The organism is Pseudomonas alvandae (assembly GCF_019141525.1).
Taxonomy (GTDB): domain Bacteria; phylum Pseudomonadota; class Gammaproteobacteria; order Pseudomonadales; family Pseudomonadaceae; genus Aquipseudomonas; species Aquipseudomonas alvandae.
Window position 1 is genome coordinate 4174768 of the sequence record NZ_CP077080.1, and the last position, 15534, is coordinate 4190301.

Below are 15534 nucleotides of genomic sequence, written 5' to 3' on the forward strand. Positions count from 1 at the left end.
CCCCACCCTACAAATCAGGGAGAGTGCTGACATCATGCATTTGCTTGCAGTTTCATGACCACTCAGCCGCGCAGACTGGATCAAGCTCATGATCGCCGCCGCCCATTTTCCGCTTCGTAGCGATCCTGCGAAGAGCCAGTTCTTGCGTCCAAGATCCCTGATTGCCGATGCCCGTGGCGAATGCCATTACGACAGTCAGTAACGCGGCGGCATGCCATCGCTTATTTTCAAACTCCAAATTTACAGCTGCTAGTAACGGGCAAGAAATTGCTATCCGCCCCGGACTCAAGTCTGATCATGGCAATGCACGCCGGATCGTGGCTCCCCGAAAGCACAAAAGTAAAATACCGTTATATAGTCCTCGTCACTCCTTTTGTGGGGTACAACCTAGCAGGATCATGGAAATGTCCAAGCGTATAGATTTAGCGGTCCCCTTCGAAGAAAAGGATGAGGCAAAGCAGTTCTATGTTGAGTGGGACGATGAAAAGCGCGTCTGGTGGACCACTGAAGAGTTCATGTGCGAAGGCCTTGAGCGCTGGCTACCGTTCCGGCCAACACCCGAGGATGTTGTTGAATCGTTACCTCCCTTCACATCGACGGATGCCGATAGGAAGCACGTGGAGCTGGTGTCACAGACTTGCGAGTTCCGAGAGTGGATGCTGTTAATGCTTCCAAGCGGCCTGTGGGGCGCTTTTCTGCGGGCTGACCTAGAGGGCCGTGCTGCCTCGGCCGTTGTAGAGGGCAACTACACGGAGGGATGTCGCTACGTATCAAGCAAGCCCGCCGATACCCTTGCCTTCATGCGCGAGAACCGTATCTATCAGGGCGCGCTCCGGCAGGAAGAGAACAGCTGGTCCACTGGATCCGCTAGTCATGATGACGTCGATGATACTATTCCCTTGTACTGCGTCGGCCAACTCATCGTAGGTAACCAGACCCTCGAGATCCAGCTCCCTCTGGGTTGCGAAAGGCTAATGGTTCATCTGGCCGACAACGCCCCGGTGCCTGCAAAAAATAGCGAGCTGTCCCTGGAAGTGTTTGCTTACCTGGATAGGTACACCCCCGACTCGGTGAAGTATCCCCTCAGCAAGCAGCTGGACTTGGCACGCGAAATTTCACAAAAGTTACGCATCCCGATGTCCACGCTCCAGCGTGAGAACCGCGCAACTTGCTTGGCCTTCATTGACCAGCACAAAGCAGACCTCACCTTGTACCGCGCGATCTTCAAAGAGCTGGACGTAGGATCATGGCCCTTGGCGAAGCGCATCAACAACTACGTTAAGTGGTCCACGGCCAAGACGTTGCTTTCCAACGGTGTACCGTGGGAGTCCATCGCAGAATCGCTTGGGGTAAAAACAAAGGCGACCATCGAAAAATATGCGGTTCAGGCCACTGAAACAGAGGATGAGATGCCCGAACTACTGACTGTGCCTTTTTTCCAAGACTTGATTCAACTGGGGAGGAATGGCGGAAGCGTAGATCTGACGTTGCGGGAAATGGCAGAGGCCCAAGCATGGGAGAGCTTCAGTCGGGAACGCTTGGTTAGGACTGCACTGCGAAAGCAATCGACCACCGAAGTGGTTATCTAAAATGAGAGACTTGGGCCGGCCGGCTCCATAATCGTGTTCGAGGAAGGTTTTTAATACGACCGCTATTAGGTGATTTCTGCCTATCGCCACCGGCAGCTATGGGCCAGGCAACCTTTACATCCCAACTGCCTGAACTAATGCCCGTTGGTCACGCCATGAGTGGGTCGGCGGTTGGTAGACGCCTGCATAGCATTTTGATAGCCTCAAAATGATTTTCTACGTGGTGGATAAGCGGCTCAAGCCAGTATCAGTTCCCGCCTAAAATAGCTTTCTTCGCCACGATTCGCAGTTTCTGGATATGGATGCAGTCACCAGAATGAGCTTCGGCCTGCCGTGAACTGCAGCAATGAAACATGGAGTTCCCGATTGCGCGCCGACACTCAAGTGCAAGAAATTTTGTCTAAATGTGACATCCTCAAGCGAGCAGGCTTGTGGCCGCCCGAACCCAAGCTACGCCCTCGGGCTTGGCTCAGGAATTTTGACGACTCAGACGCCCACATCGCCGCGTTTCTCTTGGATAAGTTCACTTTCTATAATAAGGCGCTCACTGACGCCCTGTTGGTGGCCTCCTATAACTCAATCGGTGACGGGATGGCTAAAGGGCCGTCGGCCCCCGAAGGGGCGGAGCTTGTGGCGAGTATCAGTTCAGCGGTCTTGACGCCAGTAAGGGGGGAAAACCCAAACCCTACTGATTCCGGCTACTTTCTATGCCGCAGCGCCCGGCAGCTGTTACACCTGAACGACAGCTTTGTACTGGACTCGGACGCGGCACTTGACCATGCGTACAAGGGTGGCACGGTGATCTTCATTGATGACTTCGTGGGTTCTGGTGATCAGTTTGTCTCGACGTGGAATATGCTTGATAAGCAGAGCAGATCATTTGCAGACGCCCACTCGAAAACCCGTTTCACTGCTATATACGTGACACTAGTCACGACTGATTTCGGCCTTGTTAAAATAAATAATTGCGCTCCTTCTGTTGCGGTATGCGCCACACACATACTGGAGAGAAAATCCACTATAGAAGGCGTGATGGATTCAAACCCCAGCTGGAAATCACCCATTTTGCGATTTTTAGCTAAATACACGCCTCGCCTTACGCCGACAGAGTCCTACATCGCTAATAATCAAAACCACCTGATGTTTGGATACAAAACACGAGGCCTGATGTTCGGCTTTGAACATTCAATACCTGACGCCACCCTGCCGATTTTTTGGTCACCGGGGCGAGACAACTGGGAGCCACTAATTGAGCGAACATAATTCCGCAGGTGTCTTAAGACAGCTTTTTGGTGATAACCGAGCAGAATGGCCATCTGCCAATTTCAAAGAATTATTTGTCAAACCTGCTTACCTGGGAAAACTCGAAGTAATGCGTCCATGCTTCCTTGTTGGTGGACGCGGAACAGGTAAGACAACAGCACTGCAGTCGTTACGCTACGATTCGATGCTAGAGCGCCTGGAAGGTAGCGGTCAATCCTTCGCAGACCAAGAGTATTTGGGTGTGCTTGTTCGAATGAACAAAAATCGGGTTCGTGCTTTTGCAGGTAGCGGCATCGGAGAAGAAAGGTGGGCAAAGCTATTTGCACATTACTTCAACCTGTCAGTCTGCAGCGAAATGGTAAATCTGGCACTCTGGCTGGAAACGAAGCAGGGCGTAAGGCTACAGCCGGAGCACTTGGAAACAGTTGCGCTAGAGCTAGGGCTGGAATGCTGTGAAACGCTCGATCAACTGAAAGGTTTAATAAAAAAGGCGATTTCATCCCTACAGCTTCAAGTTAACAACCCTATGAAGGATTTAGGGATAACGCTATCAATGGCGGAGTCCCCTCTACGAACATTTGCCGAAGCTATTCAATCTCAAAACCTGCTCGGTGACAGAGTCATATTTTGCTGCATTGATGAATACGAAAATCTGCTAGATTATCAACAAGCGATACTTAACACATACATCAAGCATGCTGAACCACCGCTATCTTACAAGGTAGGCGTCCGAAAAAACGGACTCAGGAATAGGCAGACCTTGGATGGACAGGACTTGCTGCGAGTGCCAGACGATTGTCTGGAAATTGAGATCGCTGACGAGGGCTTTGAATTCTTTGCGAAAGCCGTTGCGGAGTTAAGACTGAAGTACGCCCAAGGCGTCGGGGCGCAGATTTCCGACAATCTTCGCGACTTCTTGCAAGAGCTGTCGCTTGCGGAGGAGGCTGTCGTTTTAGGAGCGGATCGAGTCGCTACTGCAGTGCTCGACGAACTTAAAACTGACAAGCACTACAGCTACTTCAGTCAAAAGTCTCAGGCTGAGCTTTCATTTCTTAAGTACTGGCAACAAAGTGAAGGTGGTTCATTACAAGAACTGGCAAATGACTGGTTTGACAAAGAGGCTGAATGGAAAACTAGACTAGGCAATCACGGCTACGCCAGTCTTTTTTGGCTTTCAAAAGGCCGAAAAGGCGCGAGAATTAGAAAGTACTATTGCGGTGAACGGACGCTGCTCTCGCTCGCCGCTGGAAACATACGATACTTCTTGGAGCTGATCGATACCGCAATCGGTTACCAGCTCGATGAGGAGGGAGCCAACCAGCGACCACTGATTATTTCCGCAAAATCTCAAACTCTCGCGGCTAGAGAAGTTGGGAAACGTCGCCTCAATCAGCTAGAGGGACTCGCAGACCATGGCGTACAGCTTAAGCGCCTGGTTCTAGCTATAGGCAAGGTGTTCTTTGAGCTCGCGAGAGAACCAAGCGGTAAAACTCCAGAAGTTACATCCTTTGTCCTATCAGGCAACCAATCGGAAACAGCTAGGATTCATCGCTTGCTGCAGGAAGGCGTCGGTCACCTCGCATTCGAATCAGACCCCAGAACAAAATCTACCAGCAGCGTCGAGCTCAGGGATGACGAATACCGCTTGCATAGAATCTTCAGCGCCTTTTTTGAGATCTCACATCGTAAAAAAAGACGTATGTCTATTGAGGCCTCGACCTTGATAAGTGTGCTAGAGGATCGCCCTGCGCGAGCAATTTCTGCGCTTCTTGATGAGAGACCGCAAACAACGGAAGACGATCTGCCAGAACAATTGGCACTTTTCTCTGCATTTTATGATGACGGGCAAAAAAAATGATCAGATTGCCTTTGCCGTCGCTTCATACTAAGCGTTTCAAAAACTTTACGATTAGCGATTTAAAGCCGGAAGAGACGATAATCCTTGCCGGTGATTTGGCGGAAAATAGGGACAGGCTCGATGCATGGGAAGAAATCCAGCGCACTGCTCCTGAGCGAATCGTATCGATCAAGAGCTTAGACAAAGAGACCATAGCCGTACGTCATAAAGACCAAGAATTGCGCGTCTCTCTTAGGGATGAAGACTCTATAAACTCCATTTTTAATTCTCGAGACTTCTTAATTGATGTCACGGGACTTTCCCATGATGTATGGGCGCCACTGTTGAAAAGTGCCTACTCGCAAAAAATCAACACGCGCTTGATGTACGTTGAACCAGAGTCTTATACCCCTCATCCCAGCCCAGCGTCCTCTGCCATTTTCGACTTAAGCGTCACATTTGGTGGGTTAGCCCCATTGCCTGGCTTCGCCCAGCTGGCAGGACCAGAGGATGAAGACAGGTGTCTGTTTATCGCAATGTTGGGGTTTGAAGGTAATCGTCCTGAACACCTTGCTGCGCAGCTTGACCCAGTTCCGAAAGTCATCCCTGTGGTGGGGGCGCCGGGATTTCAACTCGAATACCCGGCGTTCACGGTAGGTTGCAATCGAATGTTCCTGGATGAGTACAAGGCCCATTCGGAGGTCAGATATGCTCGTGCAAGCTGTCCATTCGAGGCGTTCGAAGCGCTGACCAAGATCCGTAGAGATTACCCTGAGCACTATATATACTTGGCGCTTGTCGGCACCAAGCCGCACGCTATTGGCTCTGTTCTATTCGCGATGAAGCATGCCGAAACGACCGAAATATTATTCGACCATCCCGTGAAGAAAACTGGACGAACGTCAGGTGTGGGGATAGTCCATGTCTACGATTTTGAGGACTTCCATGCCTATTGATTTGGATAGGTACTACACGCCGGAAGACGTTGCGGTTAGCGCCCTAGAGCGCGGCGTGTTTCCTTTTGTGCCTAAGGTGTGCGCCGACTCCACGTGTGGATCAGGGCGGCTTCTGGATGCCGCGAACACGGTCTTTGGCTCAGTAGAATCTATTGGAATTGACCGTGATGTGGAAGCGATCAGTCAGCTACGGCTGAGAAGGCCTGACTGGCATTTGTCCGTAGGTGACTTGCTCCATCCCAGTACCAGCGGGACCTTGCATAGGCGGCAATCTGTCGATTTGCTGGTGCTAAACCCGCCATTCAGCCACGGACATAAGAAATTCGTAGAGATCCAGTTTGCCGGAAAAGAAATGAGGGGAAGCATCGCAATGGCCCACCTGCTGCGAAGCTTCGACTTGTTCCAGCCCAGCTTGGGCGCAATCGTGATAGCGCCAGAATCTCTTCTCTACTCTGAAACTGATCAGGACGCCCGGCAAGCGCTTGCGGAAGACTACCAACTTACAAAATTGGCAGACCTGCAACGATGCACATTTCGCGGCGCCAGAGTTCAGGCATCCGTCGTCCAGATTCTGCCTGGAGGCCATCAGCAGTCTCATCAAGAAATCAGGCATTACGACGGCGTCATCCAGGCCAGGCTCGTGCGAGGCAGCCTTCCAGTCCATCTGAATGTCTCTGATCCATCTGGGGTACCGTTTGTACATTCCACAGATCTTAAGAACATTGTGGCTGCAGGCAAAATTGAAGGTCTATCCAAAACCGGCAATGTGGCTAAAGGAAGGACAAAAGGATGGGTCATTTTAGTCCCTAGAGTCGGGCTCCCGGACTGTCAGGCCGTAAAAGCAATTAAGCTCGAGCAAACCGTGCAGCTTTCCGACTGCGTCATCGCGTTGGAGTTCTCTACCAAGGCGGCGGCAACGAAAGCGGAGAAACGGATTCACTCTCGCTGGCTGGAATTCAAAGGCTTGTACCGAGGTACAGGTGCTCGTTACATCACCATGGCAAGATTGAGCCTTTGGCTTCCGGTTATAGCGGTGTCCCCTAATCATCTATTGAACTCCTGAAATTGCGTCAATCCTTAGCGATCATGATGCGGCAGTTCATGCGGCTCGAAAGTGCCCTACCCTACACTCCTAGGGTCAACGCGTCAGCTTGAGACAAGGCATCGGCATAGGGGACGGCCTCCATGGGCCGTCCCCCTGCCACACCACCCGGCATGCGGGTCCGCACCGGGCGGTTCGAGAGATTGAGGTTATGAGAGACGCACCAATCCCAGCCTGTCGAACCACGCAATATTCAGCACGCGATTCAACTCAAAACGACTGTTACGCCATCAACGATGAGAGTTACTAGCCACTCTCTGCGCTACCTCTGCGCTCGCACCCAGCGCCCGCAGTTCTCGATAGATCGTAGGGCCACGTTTCCACTGCCTTAGCTGGATCGCTCGCATTCGATGCCGTATCCATTCGTCCAACTTGCGCAACAGAAGCCTCTTTCCGACCCGCGCCAACACTCCATGTGATTTGTGAACTCCACGCATCCAGAAATAGCCCGTAAGCAAGCGGCGACATCCGTTGTCACCGCTCGAAGATGGCATCTCAGCTTGGGCCTAGGGCGCCGCAAACGATTCGTGCAGTCACGTCGAAATTCTCCAGAGTGAGTACGTCGATTGGCGAGCGCCCCTTCAGTCGCTCATGAGGCTCACAGACCATCCGATAAAGCCTCCACGCATCGACATCCGGAAACCGCGCTAACGCAGCAAGTACGAACTTGTGCCGCAATGGATCAAGCTGCCAATCAGGAATGCGCTGACCGCGATTCCCCAGGCTCAGGGACAGCAGGCGCCGAGCCTTGATATCGCGGTTGATCTGATCTCTGGATTTGCCTGCCAATTTGGCGAAGACAAGCAGCGGCAGATTACTCGAAGCTTCATAGGTGGCGAGCATCTCGGCGCGCTGACGTTGTATGTCTGATACTTGGGGTTCGCGCAGCTGTTCAGTCTGCGCTGGAGCAAGTAGGACAGGTGAATACTGAGCCGCGCTAAGGACCGGTTCGTTGCTGACGGACGTTTTGGAGGCTGGGACCGTCGTCGCTGGGAAGCCACTGCTGTACAGAACGGCGTTTGCGTTCGCGTTTTCCAACGAAGGTAACGAAGCTGCACCTTCTAAACGAATAGTAAGCGGAGAGCTAGCCGCTTTCAGTTGGCCCTGCCCCCATAGATCCAGACGGTTCGCCCAATCCTGCATCATGGTCCGGCGCTGCTCGACGTATTCCGCGTGATTGTAGGCCGCACTCACCTTATCCGGATCGGCATGAGAAAGCTGGGCATCCACCCATACCTTCGGGTATCCGATCTCATTCAGCGCTGTCGAGATCGTCGCCCTCATGCCATGACCGGTGAGCTGATCGGCGTACCCCATCCGGCGTAGCGCGCCATTCAGCGTGTTCTCACTGATGCGCTTGCTCAGGTCGCTTCGATGCGCAAACAAGTAGCGCTGTGCGGGGACAACCTGATCCAGCAAGTGACGCACGATCTCCAGCGCCTGAACCGACAGCGGCACGATGTAAGGCGGTACATTTTGAGTCTGTTTACCTGGCTTCCGCATCGCTAGCTGAAGTTGTTTCACCACTTCCGCTGGTATGACCCACAAGCGCTTCTCCAGATCGAACTGGTCGGGTGTCGCCAACCGCAATTCGCCCGTGCGGACACCGGTCAGCAGCAACAACCGAAGGCCAAGCCGAGTTTGATTGGCGCCACCGTAGTTTCGAAGAGCAGCCATCAATGCCGGAAGCTCGTCCATTCGGAGAAATGGATTGTGCGTAACAGGCGGCTTGGGGAGTGCGACCACATCAAGGTCTGAAGCCGGGTTATGTTCCAGCCCCTCGATTTTCACCAGCGCATAGCGGAACAATTGGTTGAACCAGGTCCGGCATTTTTCGGCTGTCGTTAAGGCCTTGCGCTGCTCGATCCTGCTCAGTAAATCCAGCAGATCGTGACGATTGATATCATAAATGGACCTCCCACCCAGTACGGGCAGGACGTCTTTATTGAAGATTCTCAAGATCTGCGAGAGCGTGCTCTGGCGCCCTTCCTTCAGGCTTAGCCTTCGGAACTCCACCCACTGATTGAACACCGCCTCGAAGGTGTGCTCCTTCGCAGCATGAACAGCAAGTCGCTGTTGTTTACGATGCTCGTAGGGGTTGATGCCCTGGGCAACCAAGGTACGGGCTTCATCACGACGGGTACGGGCTTCTTTAAGCCCAATTTGGGGGTAACTACCGAGGGACATGCGCTTCTGCTTGCCTGCCCAGTAGTAGCGGAAGAGCCAGACTTTTCCGCCCCTGGCCGTCACATTGAGAGTGAGGCCATCACTGTCACCGAGGGTGTAGTCATTGCCGGTGATTCGGGCATGCCGAACTGTCATTTCTGAGAGTGCCATCGCGAGCTCCTGAACAGAGTCAGGGCCAGATGCTCATCTCGCTACACAATCTGCTCCAGCATTAAACCGATTCAGCGCTCGTCAGAATCCTGGACTCAATTCTGGACTTAAACGCACCGGATAGTGCTGGATTTCAGTGGTTCCCGCTGGAACGAAAAAAGGGCCTAAAGGCCCTGATTTCAATCACTTACAGAATTCAGTGGAACTCTGTAGCGCAATATTTGGAGCGGGAAACGAGACTCGAACTCGCGACCCCGACCTTGGCAAGGTCGTGCTCTACCAACTGAGCTATTCCCGCGTCTTGGTGTGGCGCATTCTATAGATTCCCAACACGCCGTCAACCCTTTGATTCAAAAAAGTTTTATTTCGGATCAACATCGGTCCGCAGGTGCGGCCAGGCGGCGCGCAGGTATTGGACCATCGACCACAGCGTCAGGCCGGCGGACACCAGCAGCAAGGCATAACCCAACAGGACCCAGAAGCTGAAGTCCGAGGGATTCGCCAGCAGGATCACCAGCGCGAGCATTTGTGCGGCAGTTTTCCATTTGCCGAGGTTCGACACGGCGACCTGGGCGCGGGCGCCCAGCTCGGCCATCCATTCGCGCAGGGCCGAGACGACGATTTCGCGGCCGATGATCACCGCCGCCGGCAAGGTCAGCCAGAGGTTGCCATGTTCCTGTACCAGCAGCACCAGGGCCACCGCGACCATCAGCTTGTCGGCCACCGGATCGAGGAACGCGCCGAACGGCGTGCTCTGCTCCAGGCGTCGGGCCAGGTAACCATCCAGCCAGTCCGTCGCGGCGGCGAAGGCAAAGACCGAGGCGGAGGCCACGTAACTCCAGTGATACGGCAAATAGAACAGCAAAATGAAGATCGGGATGAGCAGGACGCGTAGGACGGTAATCAGGTTTGGGATATTCATCGGCACAACTGGCTACGAGGTTGACGGGCATTCTACTCGCTATGCAGGTTTGCATAAATCGACTCTGCAAGCTTTTTACTGATACCGGGTGCTTTGGCTATCTCCTCGATGCTGGCACGAGACAGCTCCTGCAAGCCACCAAAATGTTTCAACAGATCACGCCGGCGCGTCGGCCCGACCCCTGCCACGCCTTCCAGCGTGGAAGTGCGGCGGGTCTTGCCGCGGCGGGCACGGTGGCCGGTGATAGCGAAACGGTGGGCTTCGTCGCGGATCTGCTGGATCAGGTGCAGGGCCGGCGAATCCCCTTTGAGGGTGAACTCATGGGCCGCGTCGTTCAGGTACAGGGTCTCGAAACCGGCCTTGCGCGTCGCTCCTTTGGCCACGCCGAGCAGGATCAGGTCCGGGACCGCCAATTCATTGAGCACGTCGCGGGCCATGGACAATTGGCCTTTGCCGCCGTCCACCAGCAGGATATCCGGCAGCTTGCCCTCCCCGTCCTTGATCTTGCCGAAGCGCCGCATCAGCGCCTGGTGCATCGCCGCATAGTCATCGCCGGGGGTAACGCCCTCGATGTTGTAGCGCCGGTAATCGGACTTGATCGGGCCTTCCGGGCCGAACACTACGCAGGAGGCAACGGTTGCCTCGCCGCTTGAGTGGCTGATGTCGTAGCACTCGAGCCGCTGCGGTGGCTCGTCCAGATTCAAGACGTCAGCCAGGGCATCGAAGCGTGCCGCAACGTGCTGGCGGTTGGCCAAACGTGCACCGAGGGCCTGTTCGGCGTTGGTCACGGCCAGTTGTTGCCAGCGCGCGCGGGTTCCGCGCACACGGTGGCTGATGGTCAATTCGCGACCGCGGAGCTTGTCGATGGCTTCGATCAGGGCTGGGAAATCTTCATGGACCACGTTGACGATCAATTCGCTGGGCAAGTCGCGTTCAGGGCTGCTGATGTAGTACTGCCCCAGGAAAGCGGCCATGACTTCCGCCACGTCTTCCTCGATACCAACCTGGGGGAAGAAGTTCTTGCTGCCCAAGACGCGGCCGCCCCGCACGTTGATCAAGTGCACACAGGCGCCGCCCGGGTTGATGAACGCCGCCACGATATCGACGTCGCCGCTGCCGCCTTCCATGCTTTGCTGATCCTGAACCCGGCGCAGCAGCCCGATCTGGTCGCGAAGCTCGGCGGCGCGTTCGAATTCGAGGTTGATCGAAGCCTCTTCCATGGCGGCGGACAGCTCATCGGTCAACGCATTGCTGCGCCCTTCCAGGAACATCACGGAGTGACGCACGTCCTCGGCATACACCTCGGGCTCGACCAGCCCGACACACGGTGCCTTGCAACGTTTGATCTGGTATTGCAGGCACGGCCGGGTGCGGTTCTTGTAGTAACTGTCTTCGCATTGGCGAACGAAGAAGGTTTTCTGCAGCAGGCTCAGGCTTTCACGAATCGCCCCGGCGCTGGGGTAAGGACCGAAGTACCGCCCCTTCGCCTTCTTGGCTCCGCGATGAATGCTCAGGCGCGGAAACGCCCCGTCGGACAGGAACACGTACGGGTAGGATTTGTCGTCGCGCAGCAGGATGTTGTACGGCGGGCGCCACTCCTTGATCAGCGTCTGCTCAAGCAGCAACGCCTCGGTTTCGTTGGCCGTGATCGTGGTTTCGATTTGCGCGATACGCCCCACCAGGGCGGAGGTCTTCGGTGCGAGGCCGGTCTTGCGGAAATAACTGGCCAGGCGCTTCTTGAGGTTCTTGGCCTTGCCTACATAAAGCAGGCGCGCATCGCTGTCGAACATGCGGTACACGCCAGGGCGGCCGCTGCAGGTCGACAGGAAGGCACTTGGATCAAACTGTTCAGTCATTATCAGGCGCTGGCATCGACCATGCCATGACGCACCGCCAGCAGCGTCAACTCGACGTCACTGCTGATCGAAAGCTTTTCGAAGATACGGTAACGGTAGGTATTGACGGTCTTGGGCGACAGGCAGAGTTTGTCGGAGATGATCTGGACCTTCTGGCAGCCGACAATCATCAAGGCAATCTGGATTTCTCGCTCGGAAAGCGCATCGAAGGGCGAATCGTTGGTCGGCTGGAACGACTTGATCGCCAGCTGCTGGGCAATCTGCGGGCTGATGTAGCGTTGCCCGGCAAACACCAGGCGGATCGCCTGGACCATCTCGTTCAGGCCGGCGCCCTTGGTGAGGTAGCCCGCCGCGCCTGCCTGCAACAACCGGGTCGGGAATGGATCTTCCTCACACACCGTTACCGCGACGACCTTGATATCAGGATGGCTGCGCAACAGCTTACGCGTGGCTTCAAGGCCGCCGATGCCCGGCATCTTGACGTCCATCAGAACCACGTCGGGTTTCAATTCCCGCGCCTTGATCAGGGATTCCTCCCCGGACTCGGCCTGGCCAACTACCTGCAGGCCATCGATGTCAGCCAGCATCCGCGTAATGCCCGTACGGACGAGATCATGGTCATCGACCACTAACACCCTAATCAAGCAGACACCTCACGATTTTGGTCTTGTATGGGTTGCCCCACACCTTAGCAAAAAAGCACTCGGCAGACCTAGCGCAAACAGGCAGATAAAAGTTACAACACATCTTCTCGGCCCGACACTCGAAGCCTCAAGCACCTACGTCTCGCTGCATCCTCAGGAAACACTCGTCTTCGCCGACCACCTGCAGCCCCATGCGCTCATAAAGGGCCCTGGCCGGATTATCCTTGAAGACCGTCAGGCGCAATGCCGGTCGATGTTCAAGTGCCACCATCCGCCAGACCTGTCCGATCGCCCAGGTTCCGGCACCCTGCCGACGAAACGCCTGGTCTATCTGCAGCTCGCGGATATACAAGGCGCGAGCGTCACGGCTAAGGCTGACAAAACCCAGCGCCTGGTCATCACGGTGGATGATCCAGTTCTGGCGGATGACCCAGGCCAGGTCGAACGCTTCGTCCTGCCACAGCAAATCATGGCGCAGATAATAGGGAAGCATGTTGCGGCAAGTCAGTTGCCGGGCGAAATCGATGTCGCCGACCTCAGCCAGGCGCCATTGGAAACTCATGGAAACCTCGTCAAAGCGGCACGACCTGCCCGGCCCAGCCATCGCCACTACGACGGGCGATAACCAACGACTCGCCAACGCCGGGTGCCGCTGCGATCAGCGAACCACCGGGGCCCCAGATCGCGCTGCGACCCGCTGACTCCCAGCCCCCGGTGGCGCCACCATGATTGGCCATCAGGACCGTCATGGCGTGTTGCCGGGCATAACCTTGCAGCAACGTCGTGTCCGGCAGGTAGCCGCCTTCGGTGATCAACACACCCGCCGCATACACCGTGGCGCCCCGCTCCGCGGCTGCGGCGGCATGGCTGGCGTGGCAGAAATCGGCACACACCGCCCAGGCGACGCGATCCGTCCCCATCCGCAGCAACGAACCGCCATGACCAAGCGCAAAGGCGACCTCTTCGCCAGGGTGCAAGTGCTGTTTGCTGTAGACCCCAAGGGAGCCATCCGCCCCCAGGATCAATGCGCCGATCATCACGGGTGCGCCTGCCAACAGGCGGATCGGCATGCCGACCACCGTGGTCAAACGCAACTCGTGCGCCAGGTCGCGCAGCGGCTGCAAGATAGCGTCGTCAGGCAGTATCGCCAACTCCTCGGCCAGATCCCGCTCATAACCGGTGAGTGACAACTCGGGAAATACCAGCATTTGCACGTCCTGCTCGGCAGCGGCCTGCATGAAAGACTGGTGGCGCAGTCGATTGGCGCTGACGTCCCCGGCAATGGATATGGCCTGTGCGGCAGCAAAGACTGAAGCGTTCATGGTTCGTCCGAAAGAGTCAGAACAAGGCTGGAGTTTGTCATAAAGCCGGCCGGACTCAAGCGAGGCGAATGTTTTTAAACGCCTGATAGAATTTTCTTATTGAACGGCTGCGTCGCGCTCTAGTAAGCTCGGGACCATTCATCGGAGACAGACCATGTTCAACGCCCTCTCACCGCTTCAACCTGCCAGCGCCCTGCGCTCGCTTGCGGTTGCCTGGGCGAACAAGGTGCAGACTCCGGTCAGCTTTTATTTTGGGTATTGGTTTAGCCACTGGCGCGCCTGATACCCAACCGGCGCCCATGAAAAACGGGTCGCCTTCCAGAGTTTTCCAAACCCCCGGTCGGCCTCCCGACCGGGGGTTTTGTTTTTCAGGCCCCAGACATTCGCAGTACCAGACAACTTGAGGATTGAGCCATGAACTACGCCACTTATTACCGTTACGACAGTTTTTCCGCCTGGCGATTTACCAGCCACCGCTCGGGACAGCCTGCCGCCTCCGATCGGTCACCTACCGGTGGCATGCCTACGTTGCGGGCCATTACGGCCAATTGTCGAACACCCCAATAGGGCCGGCGCGCGGGACTGAACCCGCTGCCCGCCCAGGAAGCCAGATCATGAATTCGTCCGTCTCCGCTTTGCCGCTGTCCACGCTCAACCCTGCCAATGAAGCCTTGAGCCTGCGCTTGCCAAGCGCGTTGCAGCTCAAGCAACAATTGCCACTTGATGCGGCGTTGAGTCACCAAGTCGGCGTCCATCGCCAAGCGATCCGCGCAATCCTCAATGGCGAGGATTCCCGCCTGTTGGTCATCGTTGGCCCTTGTTCCATCCACGACCCGAAATCCGCTCTCGAATACGCCGCCAACCTGGCCCGTCTTGCCCGGGAGGTGAGCGACAGCATGCTGCTGGTGATGCGTGCCTACGTTGAGAAGCCGCGCACCACCATTGGCTGGAAAGGCCTGGCCTACGATCCTCACCTCGACGGCAGTGATGACATGGCCGCCGGTCTCGGCCTGTCTCGGGAATTGATGCGTGAAATGCTGCGACTCGGCCTGCCCGTCGCCACGGAGTTGTTGCAGCCCATGGCTGCCGGTTACTTCGACGACTTGCTAAGTTGGGTAGCGATCGGCGCCCGCACCACCGAATCGCAGATTCACCGGGAGATGGCCAGCGGCCTGGGCATGCCGGTAGGGTTCAAGAACGGCACGGACGGCGGCGTCGGCATCGCCTGTGACGCCATGCGCTCCGCCGCTCACCCTCATCGGCATTTCGGCGTCGACAGCCAGGGACATCCGGCGATCATCCAGACCCCGGGCAACCCCGACACGCATTTGGTGCTGCGCGGCGGCCATCGCGGTCCGAACTACGATCGCCAGAACGTGGCCCAGATACACGACGACCTGGCTCGCCTCAAGATCCCGCCCCGCATCATGGTCGATTGCAGCCACGCCAACAGCGGCAAGGACCCACTGCGCCAACCCCAGGTGTTCAATGACGTTTTGGAACAACGGCTGCTGGGCAATCACGCCCTCATCGGCATGATGCTTGAAAGCCATCTGTTCGAGGGCTGCCAGCCATTGGGCCCGGCGATGCGCTACGGGGTGTCAGTCACCGATGGGTGTCTCGGCTGGGAATCCACCGAGCAGCTATTACGCCAGGCTCACGGCAGGTTGCAATCGCTGGCGTGAACGCCTTGAACCATCGGCAAG

Annotated in this window: 13 protein-coding genes, 1 tRNA gene and 1 pseudogene; 7 read left to right on the plus strand and 8 right to left on the minus strand. The window is 56.0% G+C overall.

Annotated features, from left to right (window positions below):
- Window positions 1–404: 404 nt before the first annotated feature.
- The 5 genes from KSS97_RS18380 to KSS97_RS18400 all read left to right on the plus strand — a co-directional run bounded on the left by KSS97_RS18380 (window position 405) and on the right by KSS97_RS18400 (window position 6708).
- Window positions 405–1589: a DUF5710 domain-containing protein gene (locus tag KSS97_RS18380; RefSeq protein ID WP_217859851.1), complete on the plus strand. Its 1185-nt coding sequence runs from the start codon at window positions 405–407 to the stop codon at window positions 1587–1589.
- A 366-nt stretch (window positions 1590–1955) separates the two neighbouring features.
- Window positions 1956–2852 (plus strand): phosphoribosyltransferase-like protein, encoded by an 897-nt coding sequence (locus KSS97_RS18385; protein ID WP_213627865.1) that lies wholly within the window; start codon window positions 1956–1958, stop codon window positions 2850–2852.
- Complete coding sequence (locus tag KSS97_RS18390) at window positions 2839–4710, plus strand: ORC-CDC6 family AAA ATPase (RefSeq protein WP_213627866.1); 1872 nt, start codon at window positions 2839–2841, stop codon at window positions 4708–4710. Before KSS97_RS18385 ends, KSS97_RS18390 begins: the two co-directional genes overlap by 14 nt.
- On the plus strand, window positions 4707–5645 hold the full coding sequence (locus tag KSS97_RS18395) for a hypothetical protein (RefSeq protein WP_217859852.1): 939 nt from the start codon (window positions 4707–4709) through the stop codon (window positions 5643–5645). The genes KSS97_RS18390 and KSS97_RS18395 overlap by 4 nt, the downstream gene beginning before the upstream one ends.
- Window positions 5635–6708, plus strand: coding sequence for a hypothetical protein (locus KSS97_RS18400; protein WP_213627870.1), 1074 nt, complete (start codon window positions 5635–5637; stop codon window positions 6706–6708). The genes KSS97_RS18395 and KSS97_RS18400 overlap by 11 nt, the downstream gene beginning before the upstream one ends.
- A 188-nt stretch (window positions 6709–6896) precedes the next feature.
- On the opposite strand, the pseudogene KSS97_RS28410 reads toward KSS97_RS18400, so the two are convergent.
- The 8 genes and pseudogenes from KSS97_RS28410 to KSS97_RS18435 all read right to left on the minus strand — a co-directional run.
- Window positions 6897–7124: pseudogene (locus tag KSS97_RS28410) on the minus strand (group II intron reverse transcriptase/maturase); the annotation flags it as partial.
- Window positions 7125–7242: 118 nt separating this feature from the next.
- Window positions 7243–9084, minus strand: coding sequence for a tyrosine-type recombinase/integrase (locus KSS97_RS18405; RefSeq protein ID WP_217859853.1), 1842 nt, complete (start codon window positions 9082–9084; stop codon window positions 7243–7245).
- A 222-nt stretch (window positions 9085–9306) separates the two neighbouring features.
- Window positions 9307–9382, minus strand: a tRNA-Gly gene (locus KSS97_RS18410).
- A gap of 63 nt (window positions 9383–9445) precedes the next feature.
- Window positions 9446–10006 carry a CDP-diacylglycerol--glycerol-3-phosphate 3-phosphatidyltransferase gene (gene pgsA / locus KSS97_RS18415; protein WP_030141409.1) on the minus strand — a complete coding sequence of 187 codons (561 nt, stop codon included), beginning with the start codon at window positions 10004–10006 and terminating at the stop codon, window positions 9446–9448.
- A gap of 32 nt (window positions 10007–10038) precedes the next feature.
- On the minus strand, window positions 10039–11862 hold the full coding sequence (gene uvrC / locus KSS97_RS18420; protein WP_217859854.1) for an excinuclease ABC subunit UvrC: 1824 nt from the start codon (window positions 11860–11862) through the stop codon (window positions 10039–10041).
- Window positions 11863–11864: 2 nt separating this feature from the next.
- Window positions 11865–12506 carry a response regulator transcription factor GacA gene (gacA, locus tag KSS97_RS18425; protein WP_003200277.1) on the minus strand — a complete coding sequence of 214 codons (642 nt, stop codon included), beginning with the start codon at window positions 12504–12506 and terminating at the stop codon, window positions 11865–11867.
- Between the two features lie 127 nt (window positions 12507–12633).
- Entirely contained in the window at window positions 12634–13068 is a 435-nt protein-coding gene (locus KSS97_RS18430) for a GNAT family N-acetyltransferase (protein WP_030141407.1), read from the minus strand.
- A gap of 10 nt (window positions 13069–13078) precedes the next feature.
- Window positions 13079–13828 (minus strand): carbon-nitrogen hydrolase family protein, encoded by a 750-nt coding sequence (locus tag KSS97_RS18435; protein ID WP_217859855.1) that lies wholly within the window; start codon window positions 13826–13828, stop codon window positions 13079–13081.
- A gap of 154 nt (window positions 13829–13982) precedes the next feature.
- Between KSS97_RS18435 and KSS97_RS28545 the strand changes: the two genes are divergently transcribed.
- Complete coding sequence (locus KSS97_RS28545) at window positions 13983–14111, plus strand: hypothetical protein (RefSeq protein ID WP_258647863.1); 129 nt, start codon at window positions 13983–13985, stop codon at window positions 14109–14111.
- A gap of 331 nt (window positions 14112–14442) precedes the next feature.
- On the plus strand, window positions 14443–15513 hold the full coding sequence (locus KSS97_RS18440) for a 3-deoxy-7-phosphoheptulonate synthase (protein WP_217859856.1): 1071 nt from the start codon (window positions 14443–14445) through the stop codon (window positions 15511–15513).
- Window positions 15514–15534: the final 21 nt, after the last annotated feature.

What these genes read in the sequence shown, in the direction of transcription:
- KSS97_RS18395 (WP_217859852.1), top strand. Translation starts at nt 4,707, where the DNA reads ATGATCAGATTGCCTTTGCCGTCGCTTCATACTAAGCGTTTCAAAAAC.
- uvrC (WP_217859854.1), bottom strand. Translation starts at nt 11,862, where the DNA reads ATGACTGAACAGTTTGATCCAAGTGCCTTCCTGTCGACCTGCAGCGGC.
- KSS97_RS18400 (WP_213627870.1), top strand. Translation starts at nt 5,635, where the DNA reads ATGCCTATTGATTTGGATAGGTACTACACGCCGGAAGACGTTGCGGTT.
- KSS97_RS18430 (WP_030141407.1), bottom strand. Translation starts at nt 13,068, where the DNA reads ATGAGTTTCCAATGGCGCCTGGCTGAGGTCGGCGACATCGATTTCGCC.
- KSS97_RS18435 (WP_217859855.1), bottom strand. Translation starts at nt 13,828, where the DNA reads ATGAACGCTTCAGTCTTTGCTGCCGCACAGGCCATATCCATTGCCGGG.
- KSS97_RS28545 (WP_258647863.1), top strand. Translation starts at nt 13,983, where the DNA reads ATGTTCAACGCCCTCTCACCGCTTCAACCTGCCAGCGCCCTGCGCTCG.
- KSS97_RS18405 (WP_217859853.1), bottom strand. Translation starts at nt 9,084, where the DNA reads ATGGCACTCTCAGAAATGACAGTTCGGCATGCCCGAATCACCGGCAAT.
- KSS97_RS18440 (WP_217859856.1), top strand. Translation starts at nt 14,443, where the DNA reads ATGAATTCGTCCGTCTCCGCTTTGCCGCTGTCCACGCTCAACCCTGCC.
- pgsA (WP_030141409.1), bottom strand. Translation starts at nt 10,006, where the DNA reads ATGAATATCCCAAACCTGATTACCGTCCTACGCGTCCTGCTCATCCCG.
- KSS97_RS18380 (WP_217859851.1), top strand. Translation starts at nt 405, where the DNA reads ATGTCCAAGCGTATAGATTTAGCGGTCCCCTTCGAAGAAAAGGATGAG.